The following is a 21226-nucleotide window of genomic DNA, read 5'->3' as shown; positions in this document are numbered from 1 at the left end:
GGCCCTTCGGAAACATCAAGTTGAGAACACAGAAGGCGACGGGATTCGCGACTTTGAGTCAGCCTGTAACTGAACATATTGACTGCGGACGGCGGCATGGATGCCGGCGTCAATCGGCTCCGCTCAGGACGAGCGTAGACGATGGCGCAACAAGAGATGTGAAGTCACAGGGTACCCGCAGGGCTGACTCACAGGAGCACAGATTTTTTTCAGTCTTTTGTATCGCCTGACAAAAGACTGTCGCCAGCAGGCGAAACCTGCAATTAAGGATTAACGCTTTCATTTAAGTTTCAAATCGCATTTCGCCCGACGGCGACCTTCTTTGGCAGGAGCACCAAAGAAGGCAAAATGCCCTCCGCTCCAATGACTAGCCCTTCGGGTACCGAGTGCCAACAGCCCTCTTTCGGTCACCGTTCACTAGGCTCTTCCTGAGCCGAGTGAACTTGAAGCAACGTCCCTGTTGTTTCATGACCGCGAGGCCTATCGTCACTCGCTGCGTCACAGTCGCTTTACTCAACCTCAACATCGCACGCATTCTTTCGCGACTTTGAGTCAGCCTGTGACGGAACATCTTGACTGCGGACGGCGGCATGGATGCCGGCGTCAATCGGCTCCGCTCAGGACGAGCGTAGACGATGGCGCAACAAGAGATGAGAAGTCACAGGATACCCGCAAGGGCTGACTCACAGGAGCACAGATTTTTTTCAGTCTTTTGTATCGCCTGACAAAAGACTGTCGCCAGCAGGCGAAACCTGCAGAATCAAGTGGTAGAAAAGCTAAACTTAAAACCAAGGTACAAAAAGATATCGGAGCCCAACTTCGTTGGTTCTCATCCGAGAACGATTGTGCAAGAGATAAAATGGTAGGCGCGACTTTCTAACAAAATTCATCGGATTATCTCCGGCGTCCCGCCTTCGACCTGCGAGCAGGCCGTCGTCGCCAAGCTCCGACGTTCAAAACTGTTCCAGACAGTTTTGTCGACCAACTTCGTTGGTTCTCATCCGAGAACGATTGTGCAAGAGATAAAATGGTAGGCGCGATCGGATTCGAACCAACGACCCCCACCATGTCAAGGTGGTGCTCTAACCAACTGAGCTACGCGCCTATTGAGAAGGACTCTCAAAAGAGGCGCGTATCTTACCCACTCATTTTAGGCGTTGCAAGCTCTTTTTTGAGGCTTTTGGGTATTTAATCTCTATAGCCATTGGGGTTTTGCGATTGCCACCGCCAAGCATCGGCGAGCATTTCTTCTAGGCCTCGAGTGGCTTTCCATTCAAGTTCTCTATTGGCCAGTGATGGATCCGCCCAACATTCAGCGATATCACCTGCTCGCCGCTCAATAACTTGATAAGGTACTTTCTTTCCGGTAACGGCTTCAAACTCTTTGATAATATCCAGAACCGAATATCCGTTACCTGTACCTAGATTGAATGTACATGTTCCAGAAAAGTTCTCTAGACGCGAAACGGCATTGACGTGCGCTGCAGCTAAATCTTCGACATGAATATAGTCCCGCACCCCCGTACCATCTGGCGTTGGGTAATCATCTCCAAACACAGATAACTGAGCCAGCTTGCCGACCGCGACTTGAGTGACATAGGGTAATAAATTATTCGGAATTCCTGCCGGATCTTCGCCAATTAAGCCGCTTTGATGAGCGCCAACTGGGTTGAAATAACGAAGCAATACAATCGTCCACGCAGGATCAGAGGCTTGCAGATCTTTCAAAATATTTTCAACCATCAACTTACTTGCACCGTATGGATTGGTGGTGCTGGTCGGAAAACTTTCGGTGATGGGTACGGAAGCCGGATCGCCATAAACGGTAGCGGAAGAAGAAAACACCAATGACTTGCAGCCGTGTTCAGCCATCACCTGACATAAGGTAATGGTGCCACTGACATTGTTGTCATAATAAGTCAGCGGAATTTCATTAGATTCTCCCACCGCTTTAAGTCCGGCAAAATGGACGACTGACTGAATATCATGCTGAGAAAAAATCGAGTTGAGCAAAGATTTATCTCGTATATCACCCTCAACAAATTCAGGCTTTTGATTAGTAATTTCTTCGATTCGCTCAAGCACAGCCAGACTTGAATTGCTTAAATTATCCAAAATTAAAACATCGTGTCCTTGCTGTAGAAGCTGACAAACCGTGTGGCTTCCGATATATCCTGTTCCACCGGTCACTAATACTTTACTCATCGTCCTTGATATCCTTTACCGTTTCATTGTTAACCTTCGATTATCAATATAAGCATCGCACTTGTCGTTGCGCGAATTGCCTAATTATCGATAAGCTTGATCTCGAATGCTATTAATTCTATCACGAATCTTCGCGGCTTCTTCAAACTCTAAATTCTTAGCACAATTCATCATCTCTTTTTCGAGCTGCTGAATTTCTTTTTCCGCTTGCGCCGGTGTTAACGCTTGATATTTACCCTTTTTGTCTGAAACTTTCGCTAACCGAACCTTGCCTTGTTTGCTTGGTCCTCCCAGCTCCATCACATCGGCAATGGCACGTTTAACACTTTGTGGCGTTATTCCATTGGCTTCATTAAAGGCCTGCTGAACTTCACGACGGCGATTGTTTTCATCGATGGCTTTTTGCATCGATTTAGTGATGCGGTCACCGTATAAGATGGCTTTACCGTTAAGGTTTCTAGCGGCACGACCGATGGTTTGTATCAGTGATCGCTCGGAACGTAAAAAACCTTCTTTATCAGCATCTAAAATCGCAACAAGTGACACCTCGGGCATGTCTAATCCCTCGCGCAATAAGTTAATACCGACTAACACATCAAACTCTCCCAAACGCAAATCACGGATAATTTCCATTCGCTCAACTGTGTCGATATCAGAGTGTAAATATCGAACTTTAATATCGTGTTCCATTAAGTAATCGGTGAGGTCTTCTGACATTCGTTTGGTTAACGTGGTGACTAATACTCGCTCGCCCTGTTCTATTCGCAGATGAATTTCAGACATTAAGTCATCGACTTGAGTCGATACCGGCCTCACTTCGACTTGCGGGTCGAGTAGTCCGGTTGGTCGAACAACTTGCTCAACAATTTGTCCGGAATGTTCTTGTTCATAATTTGCAGGCGTTGCCGACACGAAAATAGTCTGCGGAGCAAGGCGTTCAAACTCTTCAAACTTCAACGGCCGATTATCCAACGCAGACGGCAATCGAAAGCCATAATTAACCAAGGTTTCTTTACGCGATCGATCGCCTTTAAACATGGCTCCAATTTGCGGAACCGTGACGTGAGATTCATCGATGATCAACAAGGCATCATCCGGTAGATAGTCAATCAAGGTAGGCGGCGCTTCGCCCTCGGCACGGCCCGATAAATAGCGAGAATAATTCTCGATCCCCGAGCAATAGCCAAGTTCCATCATCATCTCAATGTCAAACTTCACTCGCTGTTCAATCCGTTGCGCCTCAATAAGTTTGTGTTCTTTTTCATAGAAAGTAAGCCGATGTTTTAACTCATCTTTGATCGATTCAATAGCATCTAAGACGGTTTGCCGACCAGTAACATAGTGGCTCTTAGGAAAAATAGTTGCTCGGGTAAGTTTCTTAATTACCTCTCCCGTTAGCGGATCAAACTGGCTGATTGACTCAATTTCTTCGTCAAATAGCTCGACTCTTATGGCATCACGCTCAGATTCTGCCGGAAATACATCAATCACATCACCGCGAACTCGGTAGGTCGCTCGCTGCAGTTCAAGATCGTTTCGCGTGTACTGAAGTTCAGCCAGTCGGCGTAACACACCGCGTTGATCAATTTCGTCGCCAACCTTTAAGTGCATCACCATCGAATGGAATTTCTTAGGATCGCCCAAACCGTAAATGGCAGAAACCGATGCCACAATAATGGCGTCTCTGCGCTCTAGTAAAGCTCGTGTTGCAGACAAGCGCATCTGCTCAATGTGATCATTGATCGAAGCATCTTTTTCGATAAATGTATCCGTTGTCGGCACATAGGCTTCCGGCTGATAGTAATCATAATAAGACACGAAATATTCCACGGCATTATTCGGGAAAAACTCTTTCATTTCTCCGTAGAGTTGCGCAGCCAAGGTTTTGTTCGGGGCCATAATCAATGTGGGGCGCTGAGATCGAGCAATCACATTGGCCATGGTATAAGTCTTACCTGAACCGGTCACCCCGAGTAGGGTTTGGTGCGATAAACCATCGTCGAGCCCTTCTAACAAGAGCTCTATGGCTTTTGGCTGGTCCCCAGCTGGAGCAAAGGGCGTGTTGATCTTAAAGCTTTGCGACATGAAATTTCCAACGTTGAGGCCGAAATAGAGGTAAATTATATCGAAGGCAACGGTTATCTGCGAGTCACTGAGGGCTTAAGTCAGTGATTTCATGAACAAATTCCAAGCATCTTTGGTGATTCGCTGTCCAATTTTAGTTTTTTTTAACTTTTTCGGGATTTGAGTGTTGACCCTTACGATTTGTTCTTATAATATTGCGCTCCGTTCCGAGAGGGACGGGATTATTCCCCCTTAGCTCAGCTGGTTAGAGCGACGGACTGTTAATCCGCAGGTCCCCCGTTCAAATCGGGGAGGGGGAGCCAAATACTGAAAGGCCGCGCAAGCGGCCTTTTTTTGTTTTCAGGCCCGAATTATTTACAGCCGTTAGTTATTTTCAGATCAATTATTTTCAGATCCTATTTATGTTCAGGACCGAATTATTTCAAGACAATCTGAGTCTGTCGCCTTTAGCATCCATATCTAAAATCCACACGTCTTTCGCTAGCAAACTAAGAATAACGAATCAGCCCATTTTAATTGCATGAAATACATCTAAATGAGTGAAGTACATCTAACTGCTTAAAATTCCAGGGTATCTGCGGCGCAATGAGCCTGTTGATAAAGCCAACTAAGTTTTTGAAAGTGTGAGTATTAAACACAATCAGTCTGTGAGCTTGCTCCAATTTGCTGGTATAGTCTCGACCTTTAGACGTTAAACTCTTCAATTTATGAAAGCAAAAATTAAGCGTTTTATCGCGCCAGTTCTCATCACACTGATCTGTGCACTCGTTGCGCTGCTGCCACACAGCTTACTCGAGCAGCTAATTTTTGAGCGTAGCACCATCTTAAATGGCGAAGCCTGGCGATTACTCACCGCAAATTTATTGCACTCCAATGGTTACCACCTATTACTTAATATGGGTGGGTTATGGGTTATCTGGTATTTCTACTACGATCTGTGCCAGCCGAAGTGGCATCCTCTTCTGGTAATACTTACCATGTTGGGCACAACGTCCCTACTACTGGCATTTTCACCCGAGATGCAACGATATGTCGGGCTCTCTGGAGCACTACATGGAATCATCGTGACGTTTGCAATGATTGATTTCAGATACAATCGCGCTATTTCCATTGCGGTATTAATTGCGGTGGCTAGCAAACTTACCTTTGAACAAATGTATGGTGGGTCAGCTTCCTTAGAGTCACTGATTAACGCGCGCGTTGCCGTAGACTCTCACCTCTGGGGAGCACTTTCAGGTGCCATCATTGCCCCATTGATGATTAAGCTAAATAAAGACGAAAGCTCACAATAGCAGCGCCACTGCTACGAATGAACTGAGGATAACTTGATTGGATCCATAGCTGATCATAGATAGACGAACAACTTGAACAATCTATCTATGATCACCATTGAATTACGACTTAGAAAACCGCCGTATCAAGGTTCGCGTTGATGCATCGACTGATGAGTCATCATGACTCGCATAGGTTAAACTCTTCGCAATATTTTTGCCAAGTTCGACCCCAAACTGATCAAATGCATTAATTCCCCATATAACACTTTGTACGAAAACTTTATGCTCATAAAGGGCAATCAGTTTACCAAGCATTGAGGGTGACATTTCATCAAGCACAATGGTTGTCGACGGTCGATCTCCAGGACACTGCTTCGCAGAGTCAACGGTTTCATCGGTACCCGTCATCAACGCTCGAGATTGCGCTAAACAGCTGCGAAAAGCGACATCGTCTTCAAAAGACACAGCCTTTTCTGGCACCGCAATAAACTCAAGATAGCTATTATGTTGGCTTTGATGCACCAGTTGCATAAATGCATGCTGAGCGTTCAGCCCGAGCTGGCCAAACAAATAAGGACACGTTGAATAGTCGAGCGACTCTCCTTGCAAGGTAACAGCCTTACCGTTTGACTCCATTTCAAGTTGCTGTTGGTAATCGGGAAAGCGAGCTAAGCTATGGTGATAAGGCAGCGTAATAAAAACAGAGTGCTTCAAAAAATTAATGTTCCATATTTGAACCATAGCCAGCAGCACGGGTAAGTTTTGCTTTAACGGTGCATTACAAAAATGCTTATCCATCGCCTCTCCGCCGCTCAAGAACTCATCGACTCGCTCATTTCCGAGTGCAATTCTTGCGACCAAACCCACCGAAGACCAAATTGAATAGCGCCCCCCAATAAAATCCCAAATCTTAAATTGCCTCTCTGGAAGAATTCCAAAAGCAGTCATTGCCGATTCATCGACGGCAACCCCCGCAAAATGTTTTGCCCACTCAGTTTCAGAGACCTTTCGTTTCAGCGCTTGAATGGCTAGTTGAGCATTGGCTTGTGTTTCCCAAGTGGTGAATGACTTCGAGCATAAAATAAACAATGTTTTCTCTAAGTCGACAGAATTTAATAACTGCGCGATATGTTGATAATCGACATCGCTAAGGCAATGCACCGTTAAGTTCGGCTGAACATGGTGCTCGAAAGCTTCTAATAATAATCGAGGCCCCAAGTCTGATCCACCGATGCCAATATTGATGATGGTATCAATCGTTTGCCCGGTGGCTCCCCTGACTTTCTTTTGACGAAGCTGCTCGGCAAAACGAGAAGCTTTTTCACGCGCAGCTAGAACGTCAGCATATTCAGTAAGTTCACTCGAAGAGCTGCGTAGCAACGTGTGTAATACAGCTCGATCTTCCGTGGTGTTGATCCGTTCGCCGTTGAACATAGACTTTATCTTATCTTCAAGACCACGTGCTTGCGCTAAGTTCAATAACTCATCTACCACGTCAGAAGTGATTTTGTTCTTAGAAAAATCAATCGTGATGCCGTCATGCGATTGTGACAACTGTGATGGTCGAACATCATCGAATAAATCGACGGTACGACGTTTACCCAGTTCCTCAGCCATATCGATTAGCTGGCTGGGCCATTGAAATGTGTTCATGTCAGTCCCCTGTAAATCGTTATTTCATTAACTGCCAGTGGCTGACTTTGTGTTTGAATTAATTTTCATAATTATAATATCCTTATAGGATCCAAATATTCTACGAAATACACAGAATAATTGACAGTCATTCCATAGAATTTAATTGAATCAATGGGAGCCTAACTCCCTTACTTTTTGCCAGACTAATTACTGCCGCCTTATCCATGCGACACATCTAATCGTGACAGCCGACTCTAGTTAAAGCAGGTCTTTTTAAACAATAAAACCCATTTAAACAATCTAGCCCAGTGAAAACAATCAAGACATGCTAAGTCATTAAACGTAGCTTAACGCCCAAAATCATCGTTGAAGCGCATAATATCGTCTTCATCAATAATTTGACCAGTCTGTACTTCAATTAATTCGAGTATCTCGTTACTCGGGTTGCTCAATCGATGTACAACTCCACAAGGAATAAAGGTCGACTCATTAGTGTTTAATTGAAACTCTTCGTCACCTCGAATAACCGACGCTACCCCACTCACAAGGATCCAGTGTTCGGAACGATGTTGATGCGATTGTAGTGATAGTCGACTGTGAGCATTGATCGATAATCGCTTTACTTGAAAATGCGTTCCAGTGGCAATAACTTCAAAATATCCCCATGGTCGAAACTGGCGTCGATGATGCAGTAATTGAGAGTGCTCTTTCTGTGCAAACTGTTTAAACGTCGTTTTATCTAACCCTAATTTATCTCCGACATACACGCAGTCTTGAGTCACGACAATAAGCTGATTCTTAATGCCATGAGTGACAACCAAAGCCTCATCGGAATAAACTACGTTATTGCGCGACTCAATATTTTCGACCGGCCCATGCACTCGGTTACCCAAATCATCAACCGGCCATTGATGGCTGTAATTCAACCAAGTACCGCTGTCTTGCCATTCACAATTTAGTTCAAGCATTCGACACTCGACGTTCATTTGACTCAACTCATCGACTTTTTCCATCACGAAGTAGTCAACGGATATATTTTTAACCTTCTTATAATCATCCACTGGCAATCGCAAAAACTCCAAGTCTTGTGCAGCATTTTGTACAGCAGATTCGATTAACGCTTTGAAATGGGAATCAATCGAGTTAAGTATAGAAGCCCAGTGTTCAGTCGAGCAGGCATAGACTCCCGAGTTCCAAAACCAACCTTCTTCTTTAACTAGAGTTTCAGCTCGTTCCAGCGGTGGTTTCTCTATGAATGAAATCACCGAACGGGTTCCAGATTGATTAATAGGATTATCGAAGTGATCACCTTGTGTTTTCATGTATCCGAATTGATTGCTTGGTTCGCTAGCACGTACACCTAACAACCCCACAGTAACGCTGGTCGAAGAAGCAATCAGAGAGTTCACTAGCGTTAGAAGCGTTAATACAAACTGTTTTGAATCATCCAGTTCATGATCGGCAGGAAGCAAAATACACTGTGCGTCACCCCATTGCTCCTTTGCCCACATGACTGCAGAACTAAAGGCAGCAGCAGTGTTTCTTTCAATCGGCTCGATAATCAGCGCCGAGAGTTTACAATTGAGTTCGAGCGCTTGTTGAGCCACTAGAAAACGATGTCGATGGTTTGCGACAACCACAGGAGGCACCACACGAGAATCCAACTCAGCTAAGCTTTGGCACCGTTTCAAAGTACTTTGATAAAGACTTTCGCTGTCCGCTTCGAGTTGTAAAAATGGCTTTGGGTAATCTTGCCTCGATAAAGGCCACAAACGTGTACCACGTCCACCCGCCAGAACAATAGGAACAATTTTTGTCATAACTTTTCTTATGAATTCTTATGATTTCTTACGATTTCTTTAAACGATTTCTTTAAACGATTTCTTCATAAAATTATTACTACCCCTCATGCTACCAACTTTTCTATTACTCTTTTAAAATATTACTCTTTTAAAATATTACTTTTTTAAAATATTACTCTTTTAAATTTTCTATTGGGCGGAAAGCTAAAGAAAGCCTTCTCTCTTGATACATGATTCAAACACAATACGATGTGTTCCAAACGCGATAAATATCGACTGGCTTGTAGCCAAGAGCTAGCTGCCTAGCCCTTGGTCATAGAGTGTCAGATTTATAACTTTAATAGATGTTGATTTTTCTCTAAGGTTGCCCTACCGATACCCTTTACATCGAGAATTTGCTCCACTCGCTTAAACTTACCGAGCTTGTTACGAAGCTCAATTATTGCCTGCGCTTTTTTAATTCCAACGCCATTAAGCTTTTGAGCAATTTCTTCCGCAGAGGCTTTATTCAAATAAACGACTTGAACCTTCGCTTCTACCTTGGCTAGTTGAGACTGTTTTGATAATGTTTTATTTGGCAATGCATTCGTTGACGACTCATTAGCCTCGACAGCGGTGACAAAAAAACTCATTGCAGAAATAAAAAGCGTTATTTTTAGAAGTACTGCGTAAAAAAATGATTTCATAATTATCTCCTTTAATTAATCATTTAAATCATCATTGATGGTTCATCTACTTAAACGTATAAACGTTACTCCATAAAGTAGACCGCAGTATTCTAGTTGCGTAACTTTACGCCTTCAATGTGTCTGCAATAGATTCAGTAATTTCGCACAAGGTTTGAAGCGGTTGACTCGATTGGGTAATTGGACGACCGATCACCAAATAATCTGAACCGTTAATTATTGCTTGATCAGGCGTCATCACTCTCGTCTGATCATCTTTCGCCGACGTTGCCAATCGTATTCCAGGCGTTACTAACTTAAAAGCCTGTCCAAGTGCACTTTTTAATGTCTGGGCTTCTTGAGCAGAACAAACGACACCGTCAAGACCACAGTCTCGTGTTAATGTTGCTAGTCGCAATACCTGTTCATCTAGGTTTCCGCTCACACCAACTTGATGTAACTCCGGTTCTGACATACTGGTTAACACCGTGACAGCAATGAGTAACGGAGCATCGTCACCAAAGCTTTGTAACGACTCTTTGGCCTTACTCATCATTTTTTCGCCGCCGCTGGCATGAACATTAACCATCCAAACGCCCAAATCAGCAGCTGCACGACATGCTTTCGCTACTGTGTTTGGGATATCGTGAAACTTAAGATCGAGAAAAACGTCATACTGGCGCTCAACTAATGCTTTAACAAAATTAGGACCGAAATGAGTAAACATTTCTTTTCCGATTTTTAAGCGACACATTTTAGGATCGAGCTGATCGATGAGCGCTAGCGCTTCTCTCTCATTATCAAAATCTAAAGCGACCACAATAGGTGACAAACTGAAAGACAAAACTACTCTCCTTCTAAACCAACAACTGGTTTAACTGAACTCCAGCTTTTACAGCTCGGGCATTGCCAAAATAAAGCTTTACTTCCAAAGCCACAATTTAAACAACGGTAAGCTGCTTTCGACTGATAAGATCGATTAACAATATCAAATAAAATTTCAAGACTGGGCCGAGCACTCGGTTGAGCATGCTCGATATGCATTTCTATTAACTTCAATAACCCTTTTAGCGACGGCTTTTGTTGCAATTGTTGAGCAATAAAATCGGCGGCAACACGATCGCCTTTTTGCTTACGCAGTATTTCAGCATAGGCCAACACAACCGTAGGACTCTCTCCAGATTCAAGAGAATTTTCTAAAAACGACTGATACCCTTTCGTATCACCAAGCTGCTGATAGGTCGCGGCAACTCGTTCAATAATCTCAGGAACAAACGCTGAATTCTGTTTAATCATTTCTCGGTAATATTTAATCGCCTGCTTAAATTGGCCTTGATTAAACGCAATATCACTTCGAATAATGTTTGCTCGAATACAATTGGGATCAAACTGCAAAGCACGTTTCAATGAGACCATCGCAGGCTTCGAGTCGCCTTGTTGTATTTGTTTCTCAGCCAGCTCACAATAGAAATGAGCAATCTCTGGAGCATGATCTTGATGATCAACTGATTGCAGCTGCTCAGCAACCGTGACCGCTTGTTCCCAGTCTTTCGTTTGCTGATAAATAAACATGAGCTGCTGAAGACTCACCGCTTTATGCTTAGGTTCGGTGCGTAATTCTTTAAAGATGCTCTCGGCGCGATCAAAAAGCCCAGCAGCCATATAGTCTAGGCCCAACTCAAGCAGAGACAAATTGCGAACTTCGGGACTCAATGAGGGGCGAGCGATTAGGTTTTGATGCAATCGAATCGCACGATCAACTTCTCCACGCTTTCGAAATAAATTCCCTAACGCGAGATGCGTCTCAACCGTCTCTGAGTCAACTTCCAGCATTTTAACAAAGGTGTCGATGGCTTTATCAGGCTGTTCATTCAACAGATAGTTAAGACCCACGAAGTAACGACGTGACAGGCCTCCTTCGCTACTACTCGTCGACTTTCTCCCTCGTCGCCCCAGCCGATAACCGCTGATCGCAGCGATTGGTAGCATTAGAACAACCAGATAGAACAACACGTCGCTCATCAATAATCGTCTCGTAATGGTAATGCTCTTAGGTTCTCAAGCTCCTGCTTTTTTTGCTCTAATCTTTTCTCGAATTGACGGGCCCGAAATTTGTGTTTGACCAATGAGGAGCTCAAAACCAGAAGCCCAATCGCGATACCTATGATTAAGCTGGCTAAAATGATGAAAGACAAAGGGATATTCGACTCACCGATAAAATAAGACAGAACAACGTCTTGATTGTTTTGGGCGAAAAATAGCAACGACACTGCGCACACCACAATCATCAGTAAAATAGTTAATAAGCCGCGCAAGTGACACCTCCCCTAAATACTCGAATGCCAATTTTCAGGCATAAAAAAAGGCAGGTCAATGACTGCCTTTGAAAACCCTTAGATTTCTTCATTGCTGCTCTTGAAGACTCTCATTAACTCGATCACGTAACTCTTTACCGGGTTTGAAATGGGGAACGTATTTTCCAGCTAACGTCACAGCATCCCCTGTCTTAGGGTTACGGCCGGTACGCGGGGCTCGAAAATGCAAAGAAAAACTACCGAAGCCGCGAATTTCAATACGTTCGCCTCGAGCCAAAGCTTGCGCCATGTGCTCTAAAAGGCTTTTCACCACCAACTCAACATCTTTTGCTGATAATTGCGTCTGATGGGCGGCCAAACGCTCTATGAGTTCTGATTTGGTCATGCTAAAACCCGTTTTCCTTGTTATTCAAAAGGTTATGTAACACATAAGATAGTACAAAACGGGATAAGAGATCAAAAAAAAATGCACTTAATCAATGGATTAAGTGCATTTAATCTCAATTACAGATGCAATTAAGCGTCTTGTTGGTCCATTTGCTCTTTTAACAAATCACCAAGAGTCGCTGGAGCGGCATCATCAGACTGCTCTTTGCTGAACTCTTTAATCGCTTTTTGCTCTTCTGCATGATCTTTTGCTTTGATAGACAAGTTGATTACACGGTTCTTACGGTCAACACCGATGAACTTAGCTTCAACGTCATCACCAACGCTTAAGTGCTTAGAAGCATCTTCTACACGCTCTGCACTGATTTCAGAAGCGCGTAAGTAACCTTCTACATTATCAGAAAGCTCGATTTTAGCGCCTTTAGCGTCAACTTCGATAACTTTACCATTTACGATGGCACCTTTAGAGTTCGATGACATGTAACCTGAGAAAGGATCTTCATCAACTTGTTTGATACCAAGAGAGATACGCTCACGCTCAGCGTCAACAGCCAATACAACCGCTTCAACTTCGTCGCCTTTCTTGAAGTCACGTACCGCTTCTTCACCAGGCAAGCTCCAAGAGATGTCTGATAAGTGAACAAGGCCGTCGATTCCACCGTCTAAACCGATGAAGATACCGAAATCAGTGATAGATTTGATTTTGCCTTTAACACGGTCGCCTTTGTCTTGTTTAGACGCGAACTCATTCCAAGGGTTTGCTTTGCATTGTTTGATACCAAGAGAGATACGACGACGCTCTTCATCAATATCCAATACCAAGACTTCAACTTCATCGCCCAAGTTTACCACTTTGCTTGGGTGAATATTCTTGTTAGTCCAGTCCATTTCAGACACGTGAACAAGACCTTCTACGCCTTCTTCGATTTCAACGAAGCAGCCGTAATCAGTCAAGTTAGTTACACGACCGAAAATGCGAGCACCTTCAGGGTAACGACGTGCGATATCTACCCATGGGTCTTCACCTAGTTGCTTAAGACCTAAAGATACACGTTGCTTATCTTTGTCGAACTTCAATACTTTAACGTTGATTTCATCGCCTACTTGAACGATTTCAGAAGGATGTTTAACACGCTTCCAGCTCATATCAGTGATATGAAGAAGACCGTCAACACCGCCTAAATCAACGAATGCACCGTAATCAGTCAAGTTCTTAACGATACCTTTTGCTTCTGCGCCTTCAGTTAGCTTAGCTAACAACTCATCGCGCTCAGCACTGTTCTCGTCTTCGATAACGCTACGACGTGAAACAACAACGTTGTTGCGTTTCTGATCTAATTTGATGACTTTAAATTCTAGCTCTTTGTTTTCTAAGTGAGCAGTGTCACGTAACGGACGAACATCAACCAAAGAACCTGGTAAGAAGGCTCGGATTTTGTTGATTTCAACAGTAAATCCACCTTTAACCTTGCCAGTGATAACACCGTAAACTTTCTCGCCAGCTTCGTGGGCTTTTTCAAGCTCTTTCCAAGTTTCGAAGCGCTTCGCGCGTTCACGAGAAAGACGAGTCTCACCAAATCCATCTTCAATTGCGTCTAAAGCAACTTCTACGGTGTCGCCAACTTCAACTTCTAACTCACCCGATGCATTGGTGAATTGGTCACGTGGGATAACACCTTCAGATTTCAGGCCTGCGTTCACAGTAACCATTTCGCTATCGATAGCAACAACAGTACCTGTGATGATCGCGCCTGGACGCATTTCTACTTCTTGAAGACTTTGCTCAAACAATTCTGCGAAATTTTCGCTCATTACCAGATTCCTAGATTGTTTAGCCAAATATTTATGGCTGTATTTCGTCCAGTTTTGTCAAATCCTGAAAAACCGGGTCTATTAAAAAACTCACCATCATCCGTGCGGCAAGAATGAACTTTTCCGTAAAAAAGCCGTCTACTCGATTCAGTTAGCCGAGCTTTTTCTTTGTATATTCAACTACTTGGGAAAACACTTCGTCTATTGATAACGTTGAGCTATCAACGACAAAAGCCCCCTCTGCGGGTACCAAAGGTGCCACAGAACGGGTGCGGTCACGCTCATCGCGTGCTTTTATGCTTTCCAGAAGGGCGCATAGACTAGCACTTATTCCTTTCTCTTTCAACTGCTTAAAGCGCCTATTGGCGCGGGTTTCAGCGCTAGCGGTTAGGAAAATTTTCACTTCGGCTCGGGGAAACACAATGGTGCCCATATCGCGACCATCGGCCACCAATCCAGGCGCCACTTGAAAGTCGCGTTGGCGTTGCAACAATGCAGCTCTAACTTCGGGGATGGATGCATATTGACTGGCGCGCGCGCCGGCTTCATCAGTACGGATCAAATCGCCGACAGGTTGTCCATCTAAGTTAGCAACCACTTCGCCGCTAGCATCATCGGCCACGAAAGTTAAAGGAAGGTGGGTCGCCAGCTCAACTAATGGCTCAACCTCGGCAGGCGACAAACCGGCGCGCTCTGCGGCCAGTCCAAGTACGCGATAAATCGCGCCGCTGTCGAGTAGCGGCCAGCCAAAATGTTGCGCCAAGCGATAAGCAATGGCCCCCTTCCCGGCTCCGGAAGGTCCGTCAATGGTTATCACGGGTGCGTTATTCGAATCATTAAAGTCAGACATAAAAAAGCGCCGAATAAAAAACTGGCGCTATTGTAAGCAATTTATCTCCGATAACCAATTGTCTTACGGGAAACAATGGCAAGAAAAGTTACGATTGAGATTAAAAAAGTGCCGATCTCACAGTAAAATTAACTCTACCCGACGATTCAGCGCTTTGCCGTTCTCATCGGAATTAGAAGTTACCGGTGCATAAGGACCCAAACCCTTCGCCATCACCTGTTGAGGTTTCACATCAAATTTTTGCAGCATAAGTTTAACGACCGCTTGTGCACGGTTCTTCGCCAGCTGCTCGTTGTATTGTCCACTTCCAACATTGTCGGTGTGGCCGACTACTGCAAACTGCTTTCCTTGATGCGCTTTAATAAACTCACTCATTGCTTTTACTTGTGCCAAGGAGGATGGATCAAGCGTCGCTGAATCTGTTTCAAAATATATTCCCGATAGCACTACCTTTCCGTCTTTCTCGATGGTTTTGGCTATATCATTGGTATTGACCACCACATCAAAGCGATGCTCGGTTGGCTTAGTGATCACATCTACCAAAGTACGTGGTTGACCATCAATATCATTAACGTAAACCGCAACATACTGACTTTGCGCGCTGGCCTCATTGTGCTTGACCGCCGCTATGTAGTGCTGAGTTTCGGTTTGGTAGCCAATCAAATCATGTAAGTACAAACGCCAGCCATCAACTTCACCACAATCGCCACCGGAGCAAACAAATTGCTCAGAGAATCCCTGTGCGTTCAAGCTTTTACGCACTTGATCGAATACATTTGAAGAGCTTTGTTCAATTCGGTAATCGTAAATTTCTCGAGTAACCGCGCCAAGCAACAGTGAAGAGTCTTCCACTCGATAACCTTTAGAGTAAAATTCGGAATCACTTTCTTGAAAAATTATTCGACCTTTGATCAATTGGTAGTTATCTTGTACTCGTTGCCATTGACGAAACAGCTCGGCGTCCTCACCGACATGAACGACTGTTTGTTCGGCGAAACAATTCGCGCTTGTAAACACTGTGTTGAACAACAAAAACAACGTCAATGCTAAGACTTTCATAATCCTTTCCTATTTCAAATTTTTCTCTGTACTGTCATAAACAATTGGACTTTGCATACGTACTACCGCATGCGAAACAATCGCAATACTTCGTCGATTACCACCGCCAAGATTAAAAGCTTTATCAATGGCGGAGCAAACTTTCTGTTCGGGCGAAGCACTTATAACCCCAAATGAACCTTCCACCGTTTTGACAATTAAATCTTTCAAACCGGGTACTTTCAATTGATAGCACCAAAGCGCTTTTATCTTCAATAAATTAGCATCTTGCACATTCTGATCAACATCAACGGTTTTCCCATCTAGAGTTACTTTAACTTTTTTTAAGTCCGTTGCGCGAAAATTGAGGTTGTCATTGGGAATTACATCAACATAGACATCTTTCTTTCCCCCATTTAACCGCATCAGTCGATTACTTTTAAATGCATCAAACATGCTCTTAGTGGGGCTGATCACCTCCACCATTTCAATGCCACCGATTTTAGAAGCAGCGACATCGATAGCCTTTTGCTCAGCTTCCATCCAAAATTTAGCTTTACCTAAGCCATAGAGAGAAGAATCACCTTTAACATAAAGAGGCATCATCCCGCGCCCCAGAGCATCGCGCATTGGTGCTAGTCGCGCATGGTTTAGCGCACCCGCTCGGGCTGCCTCAAAGGTTGCCACATTCATGGTCGTCTTGGCGCGATAAGCATAAGTAAACTCAAAAATCCCAAAAAGCAAAATCAATAAAATTGGGATAATAATAATTAACTCAGTAATCGCTTGACCGCGCGGAATGCGCATTGTTTTCATTGTTGCTCTCCAGACATTTTACTATTGAGGCGAGAGTGCAACTCTACTAAGTAGATATGGTGGGCTGAATCGATCGGCACGACTTTCTCACCTTGCTCTAAGGTATCTATAGCTTGTCTTACTCTTGCTAACGATAAGTTATACCAAGCACGACCGTCTTTCGGATCAAGTTTTAATACTTCCTCGAAACAACGTATTGCTCCCTTAACTCGTCCTTGTCGCATATAAATATTGCCAAGTCGCAACCAAGCATTGGTGCTTTTAGGGTGATCACGAACGATTCCAAGATATAAAGTTTCAGCTTTTGGAAGCCTCGCTTCTTCATAAACGCGATCAGCCTCGGCAAGCCGTTTCGACAATGGAGCACTATCTCCTGTTGCAGCCACATTTACCTTGTTGCTACTAGCGCAACCCGATACCAATACAACGGCTATGACTAAACTTAACCATCGGCTCATACCTTTCCCCTTTTAATCTCTAGCTGTTGGCCTAAAGCAATCTGAAAATGGTCGATTGCTCCTTCGCTTAACTCCAAAGTGTGCTGAGCTTGGCGGCACATTGCGAATTTGTTCTTAGCCAACTGGCTAATCAATTGGACGACTTTAAAATGCTTATCTAAAAACACAATGTCGAGTGGAATCCTCATTCCTAACATGTGAATCGACGAGCAATTCTCAAACAACATGCCACTGCTAATTGGTAGGCAGCGTTTACCCAGCAATCCTTTAAATCGCTCCCAAAAACTTACTGGAAGCAATAGCTCCTCAAGAATAACTTCATCCCGTCCGCGCAGTAATTTCCCTTTATCCATTACAATTAAGCCTTAACTAAACGCGTCAACAAGCTGCGTTGCAATTGGAAAAAACAAAATAATAAAGGTGGTTGGGAATATAAACATTACCAAAGGCCCGACTAATTTAACCGGCGCCTGCATTGCCAACTTCTCGGCTCGCTGAAAGCGTTCGACACGGCGCTGATCGGATTGAATTCGCAAGGTAACACCCACACTTGCGCCGGACTTTTCTGCCTGAGCAAGCGCTGAAACTAGATTAGAAATTTCTTTAATTTCTAATCGCTCAGACATATTACGAAGCGCATCGATCTTACCAACACCGGCTTTAATGTCGCGCAGTACTTTTTGAAGCTCAATATTAAGAGCCCCTTTTGGTGCCTTATCCACTGCCTGCATTAACGCGCCATTTAAATTCATTCCCGCCTCGACCGACATCGTAATAAAGTCGAGATAGACTGGTAACAGTCGAATAATCTCGTTCTCACGTTTTTTACGTCGATCTGACAAATTTAATTGCGGTAGTAAAAATCCAAGCACTGCTAAAACGATAATTGCCAAACCCGCTGGTTTGTCCAACATCGATAAACACCACCAAGTGACCACACCACAAAGAATTCCAGAGACCACCTGCAACCCAAAAAACTGTTGTGGCGTTAACATGTAGCCAAGACCAGAGCGTTGTAAGTTAATCTTACTTTTCTCTATGTACTCAACAGATAGTCGTTCTCCAATATAATGAGCGAAAATGGAAATTAACGGCCATATTAATTTCACCATCGGGGGCAAGGGATCCATATACTCCCGATCATCATCCGGTACTTCTTGTTTGATTTGGTACAATGAATAAACAAAAAGCGACACAGCCACACTGGCGCAGCTCGCGATTAAAATGGCAAGAATAGACTCAGACATCGATATTCACTATTTTTCTGATAAAGACATATCCAATTACCTCAAGGAACACCACAATACCGATGCAAATCCAGCCGTACCAACGTGTCCATAGCAGCGACATTTGTTCTGGTTCCATTTGATAAAGAATAACGCCTAACAAAATCGGTAATGCCGTCATAACGAAACCCTGCGCGCGGCCTTGTGCCGTTAAGGAGTCGATCTTTCCTTCCATTTCAATTTTTCTGCGCAAAGTATCCGCCATACGCTCAAGTGTATCAGCCAAGTTACCGCCGATTTCTCGCGATATTTGCATGCCTGAAATCACTAGCTTAAGATCCATTTCGGGAATCCTATCGTGTAAGTTATTCAGCGCTTCATTAAAATCAACACCTACACGAAGCTCTCGCAGAAACAAGTCAAACTCTTGACTAATCGGCCCTGACTCTTCCATCACTACCGATTCAATCGCTTGGTTCAAACTTGAGCCCGCTTTCATTGCAGTCGAGCATGATTGCAACATATCGGGCAAATGTTTAATAAAAGTTTGGTTTCTTCGCTTCTTAAACATGCGGTAAAGAATTGGCGGAGAAAAGCCAACAAGAAACGAAGCGATTAAAGCGGGGATCCAGTGTCCAGTCCACAACCAAACCAACAAAAAACTCATAAAGATAATCACCATATTTATGATGAAAAGTCTTTCGGGTTCAATAAATAAGAAGAGGTCGGAGAGCTTAACCTTTGCTTGTTCGGTAAAGTTCTCTCGGTATTTAACCGCTGCGCGCGACAATACATGCGCGACTATAAAAGTAAGTAAAGCGGCCGATACGGCAAATAAAGCGGCTAATAGGAAGTTTTGGTTCACTCCATAACCCTCCCGGTGGAAAATATTTCCATATCGACCGCAATACCACGCTTAGCTAAGTTTTCATAAAACTGCGGTACAATACCCGTAGCTTCAAAATGTCCTTTCACTTTTCCTTTGCTATCAAACCCAGTTTGCTTGAACTTAAATATTTCGCCTAATTGTACACGATTTCCCTCAACACCTGAGACTTCAGCGATACTGGTGACTTTTCGCGTGCCACAAGCAAATCGAGTTTGCTGTACAATAATATTGACCGCAGAAGAAATCTGCTCGCGAATTGCGATGATCGGCAAATCCATCCCCGCCATCATCACCATAACTTCAAGTCGAGAAATACAATCGCGCGGACTGTTAGCATGCGCAGTGGTTAATGAGCCATCGTGCCCGGTATTCATTGCCTGCAGCATATCCAGCGCTTCACCGCCACGACACTCCCCTACTACAATACGATCGGGACGCATCCGCAAACAGTTTTTAACTAACTCGCGAATGGGAACAGCACCTTTACCTTCTTGATTAGGAGGTCTTGCTTCTAACGAAATAAGATTTGATTGATACAACTTGAGTTCAGCGGCATCTTCCACGGTGATGATACGTTCATTATCGGGTATAAAGTTCGACATTACATTCAATAGAGTAGTTTTACCCGAACCGGTACCGCCTGAAATTACAATGTTTTGTTTATTGGTAACCGCAGTCTCAACAAACTTAACCATTTCATTACTAATTGAACCAAAGCCAACCAAATGCTGCGCAGTTAACCGCTCTTTCATAAATTTACGAATGGTAATGCAAGGGCCTTTTAAAGCAATCGGCGGTATCACCGCGTTAACCCGCGAGCCATCTTTCAAGCGCGCATCGACCGCAGGAGAACTCTCATCGATACGTCGTCCAAGAGGCGTGACAATCCTCTCAATCGCTGACAGTACTGCTCGATCATCGGTAAAGGTTACATCGGATTTGAATAAATTGCCGGACTTTTCATAAAAGATTTCGTCAGCTGCATTAACCATGATCTCGCTTACATCATCCATTGCAATCAAAGTTTCTAGCGGTCCCAGCCCCACCGCTTCATCGAGCACTTGATTGGATAACTCCTGTTTGTTTATTGCGCTTGGCAGATCAGTAAAATTATTAACAATATCGTCAATCATTTTCCGCGTCATTTCACGCAATTCTTCATCGCTCATGCTGTTAACATTGATCCGACGAAGATCCATTTGCTTAAGCAAATCAGCATGCACACGGCTTCGCCATTGACGCACATTATCGGCATGCTCGGTATCACTTAAACTCTTTGATTGACCATCGAGATCCAAATTAGCTGCCGTATCGATGTCTGATTTTTCCTTATCGATATCCGCCAAAATTTGTTCCGCCGGGTGACTGATTGTCTCTGTTACTGTTTTTTGAATGCTCTCAACCGGTAATGAGTTCACAACGGATGATGTCTCCGGTGACGGACTACTTGTTTCTTTTTTACTAGTCGAGCGTTGTCCACCTTTGATTTTAATCTTGTAAGAGTGAATTTCAATTTCATCAGCTTCAGTGAGCGGACCAAACTGCGTAACTTTATTACCGTTAACTAAAGTTCCAAGCTTGGAGCCTAAGTCCTGAATATAGATACCATTATCGGTTTGAGTTAATTTCGCATGCTCTTTTGCCACCTTCCAACCATGCAAGTTAACAAAGCATTCAGCATCTTTTCCAACCAAGCAAACATCTTCAGTGCAAACTAAATCCGCGACTTTGGTTCCCTTGCTGGTTCTCACACTTACCTGAAACATGTC

At 43.9% G+C, this 21226-nt stretch carries 19 protein-coding genes and 2 tRNA genes; 2 read left to right on the top strand and 19 right to left on the bottom strand.

The features are described from left to right. Positions 1-1028 precede the first annotated feature (1028 nt). The 3 genes from Q9312_RS18860 to uvrB all read right to left on the bottom strand — a co-directional run bounded on the left by Q9312_RS18860 (position 1029) and on the right by uvrB (position 4290). Positions 1029-1105, bottom strand: a tRNA-Val gene (locus Q9312_RS18860). Positions 1106-1188: 83 nt separating this feature from the next. Next, entirely contained in the window at positions 1189-2205 is a 1017-nt protein-coding gene (galE, locus tag Q9312_RS18855; protein ID WP_309202409.1) for a UDP-glucose 4-epimerase GalE, read from the bottom strand. An 84-nt stretch (positions 2206-2289) separates the two neighbouring features. Beyond that, positions 2290-4290, bottom strand: coding sequence for an excinuclease ABC subunit UvrB (gene uvrB / locus Q9312_RS18850; protein ID WP_309202408.1), 2001 nt, complete (start codon positions 4288-4290; stop codon positions 2290-2292). A 225-nt stretch (positions 4291-4515) separates the two neighbouring features. On the opposite strand from uvrB, the gene Q9312_RS18845 reads away from it, so the two are divergent. Together Q9312_RS18845 and rrtA are read left to right on the top strand one after the other, a co-directional pair. Next, a tRNA-Asn gene (locus tag Q9312_RS18845) sits at positions 4516-4592 on the top strand. Between the two features lie 405 nt (positions 4593-4997). Continuing rightward, a complete protein-coding gene (gene rrtA, locus Q9312_RS18840) occupies positions 4998-5582 on the top strand; it encodes a rhombosortase (RefSeq protein ID WP_309202407.1) in 585 nt (194 codons plus the stop codon). 102 nt (positions 5583-5684) lie between these two features. Here the strand turns inward: rrtA and pgi are convergent, their stop codons facing one another. The 16 genes from pgi to Q9312_RS18760 all read right to left on the bottom strand — a co-directional run bounded on the left by pgi (position 5685) and on the right by Q9312_RS18760 (position 21223). After that, the gene (pgi, locus tag Q9312_RS18835) at positions 5685-7217 is read right to left on the bottom strand and encodes a glucose-6-phosphate isomerase (protein ID WP_309202406.1); all 1533 of its coding nucleotides are present in this window, start codon (positions 7215-7217) and stop codon (positions 5685-5687) included. Positions 7218-7546: 329 nt separating this feature from the next. Beyond that, the gene (locus Q9312_RS18830) at positions 7547-9019 is read right to left on the bottom strand and encodes a mannose-1-phosphate guanylyltransferase/mannose-6-phosphate isomerase (RefSeq protein WP_309202405.1); all 1473 of its coding nucleotides are present in this window, start codon (positions 9017-9019) and stop codon (positions 7547-7549) included. Between the two features lie 311 nt (positions 9020-9330). Continuing rightward, complete coding sequence (locus Q9312_RS18825; RefSeq protein WP_309202404.1) at positions 9331-9687, bottom strand: ComEA family DNA-binding protein; 357 nt, start codon at positions 9685-9687, stop codon at positions 9331-9333. Between the two features lie 106 nt (positions 9688-9793). Continuing rightward, complete coding sequence (gene pyrF / locus Q9312_RS18820; protein WP_309202403.1) at positions 9794-10510, bottom strand: orotidine-5'-phosphate decarboxylase; 717 nt, start codon at positions 10508-10510, stop codon at positions 9794-9796. A gap of 2 nt (positions 10511-10512) precedes the next feature. Beyond that, a complete protein-coding gene (gene lapB / locus Q9312_RS18815) occupies positions 10513-11688 on the bottom strand; it encodes a lipopolysaccharide assembly protein LapB (protein WP_309202402.1) in 1176 nt (391 codons plus the stop codon). Beyond that, complete coding sequence (locus tag Q9312_RS18810) at positions 11688-11981, bottom strand: LapA family protein (RefSeq protein ID WP_309202401.1); 294 nt, start codon at positions 11979-11981, stop codon at positions 11688-11690. Before Q9312_RS18810 ends, lapB begins: the two co-directional genes overlap by 1 nt. An 88-nt stretch (positions 11982-12069) precedes the next feature. Then, positions 12070-12366 carry an integration host factor subunit beta gene (gene ihfB / locus Q9312_RS18805; RefSeq protein WP_309202400.1) on the bottom strand — a complete coding sequence of 99 codons (297 nt, stop codon included), beginning with the start codon at positions 12364-12366 and terminating at the stop codon, positions 12070-12072. Positions 12367-12497: 131 nt separating this feature from the next. Next, the gene (gene rpsA / locus Q9312_RS18800) at positions 12498-14180 is read right to left on the bottom strand and encodes a 30S ribosomal protein S1 (RefSeq protein WP_309202399.1); all 1683 of its coding nucleotides are present in this window, start codon (positions 14178-14180) and stop codon (positions 12498-12500) included. A 151-nt stretch (positions 14181-14331) separates the two neighbouring features. After that, a complete protein-coding gene (cmk, locus tag Q9312_RS18795; protein WP_309202398.1) occupies positions 14332-15030 on the bottom strand; it encodes a (d)CMP kinase in 699 nt (232 codons plus the stop codon). A 117-nt stretch (positions 15031-15147) separates the two neighbouring features. Further along, a complete protein-coding gene (locus tag Q9312_RS18790; RefSeq protein WP_309202397.1) occupies positions 15148-16089 on the bottom strand; it encodes an OmpA family protein in 942 nt (313 codons plus the stop codon). A gap of 9 nt (positions 16090-16098) precedes the next feature. Beyond that, positions 16099-16884 carry a TadE/TadG family type IV pilus assembly protein gene (locus tag Q9312_RS18785; protein WP_309202396.1) on the bottom strand — a complete coding sequence of 262 codons (786 nt, stop codon included), beginning with the start codon at positions 16882-16884 and terminating at the stop codon, positions 16099-16101. Next, positions 16881-17342, bottom strand: a complete 462-nt coding sequence (locus Q9312_RS18780; protein ID WP_309202395.1) for a tetratricopeptide repeat protein — start codon at positions 17340-17342, stop codon at positions 16881-16883. The genes Q9312_RS18785 and Q9312_RS18780 overlap by 4 nt, the downstream gene beginning before the upstream one ends. Continuing rightward, positions 17339-17695, bottom strand: a complete 357-nt coding sequence (locus tag Q9312_RS18775; protein WP_309202394.1) for a DUF192 domain-containing protein — start codon at positions 17693-17695, stop codon at positions 17339-17341. The genes Q9312_RS18780 and Q9312_RS18775 overlap by 4 nt, the downstream gene beginning before the upstream one ends. A gap of 12 nt (positions 17696-17707) precedes the next feature. Further along, positions 17708-18589 carry a type II secretion system F family protein gene (locus Q9312_RS18770; RefSeq protein ID WP_309202393.1) on the bottom strand — a complete coding sequence of 294 codons (882 nt, stop codon included), beginning with the start codon at positions 18587-18589 and terminating at the stop codon, positions 17708-17710. Further along, positions 18582-19433, bottom strand: a complete 852-nt coding sequence (locus tag Q9312_RS18765; protein ID WP_309202392.1) for a type II secretion system F family protein — start codon at positions 19431-19433, stop codon at positions 18582-18584. The genes Q9312_RS18770 and Q9312_RS18765 overlap by 8 nt, the downstream gene beginning before the upstream one ends. Then, positions 19430-21223: a TadA family conjugal transfer-associated ATPase gene (locus tag Q9312_RS18760; protein WP_309202391.1), complete on the bottom strand. Its 1794-nt coding sequence runs from the start codon at positions 21221-21223 to the stop codon at positions 19430-19432. Before Q9312_RS18760 ends, Q9312_RS18765 begins: the two co-directional genes overlap by 4 nt. Positions 21224-21226 lie beyond the last annotated feature (3 nt).

This window comes from Pleionea litopenaei (assembly GCF_031198435.1).
In the GTDB taxonomy this organism is placed as follows: domain Bacteria; phylum Pseudomonadota; class Gammaproteobacteria; order Enterobacterales; family Kangiellaceae; genus Pleionea; species Pleionea litopenaei.
The sequence above is the reverse complement of the archived record's forward strand: the minus strand, read 5'-3'. Positions and strand labels throughout refer to the sequence as shown.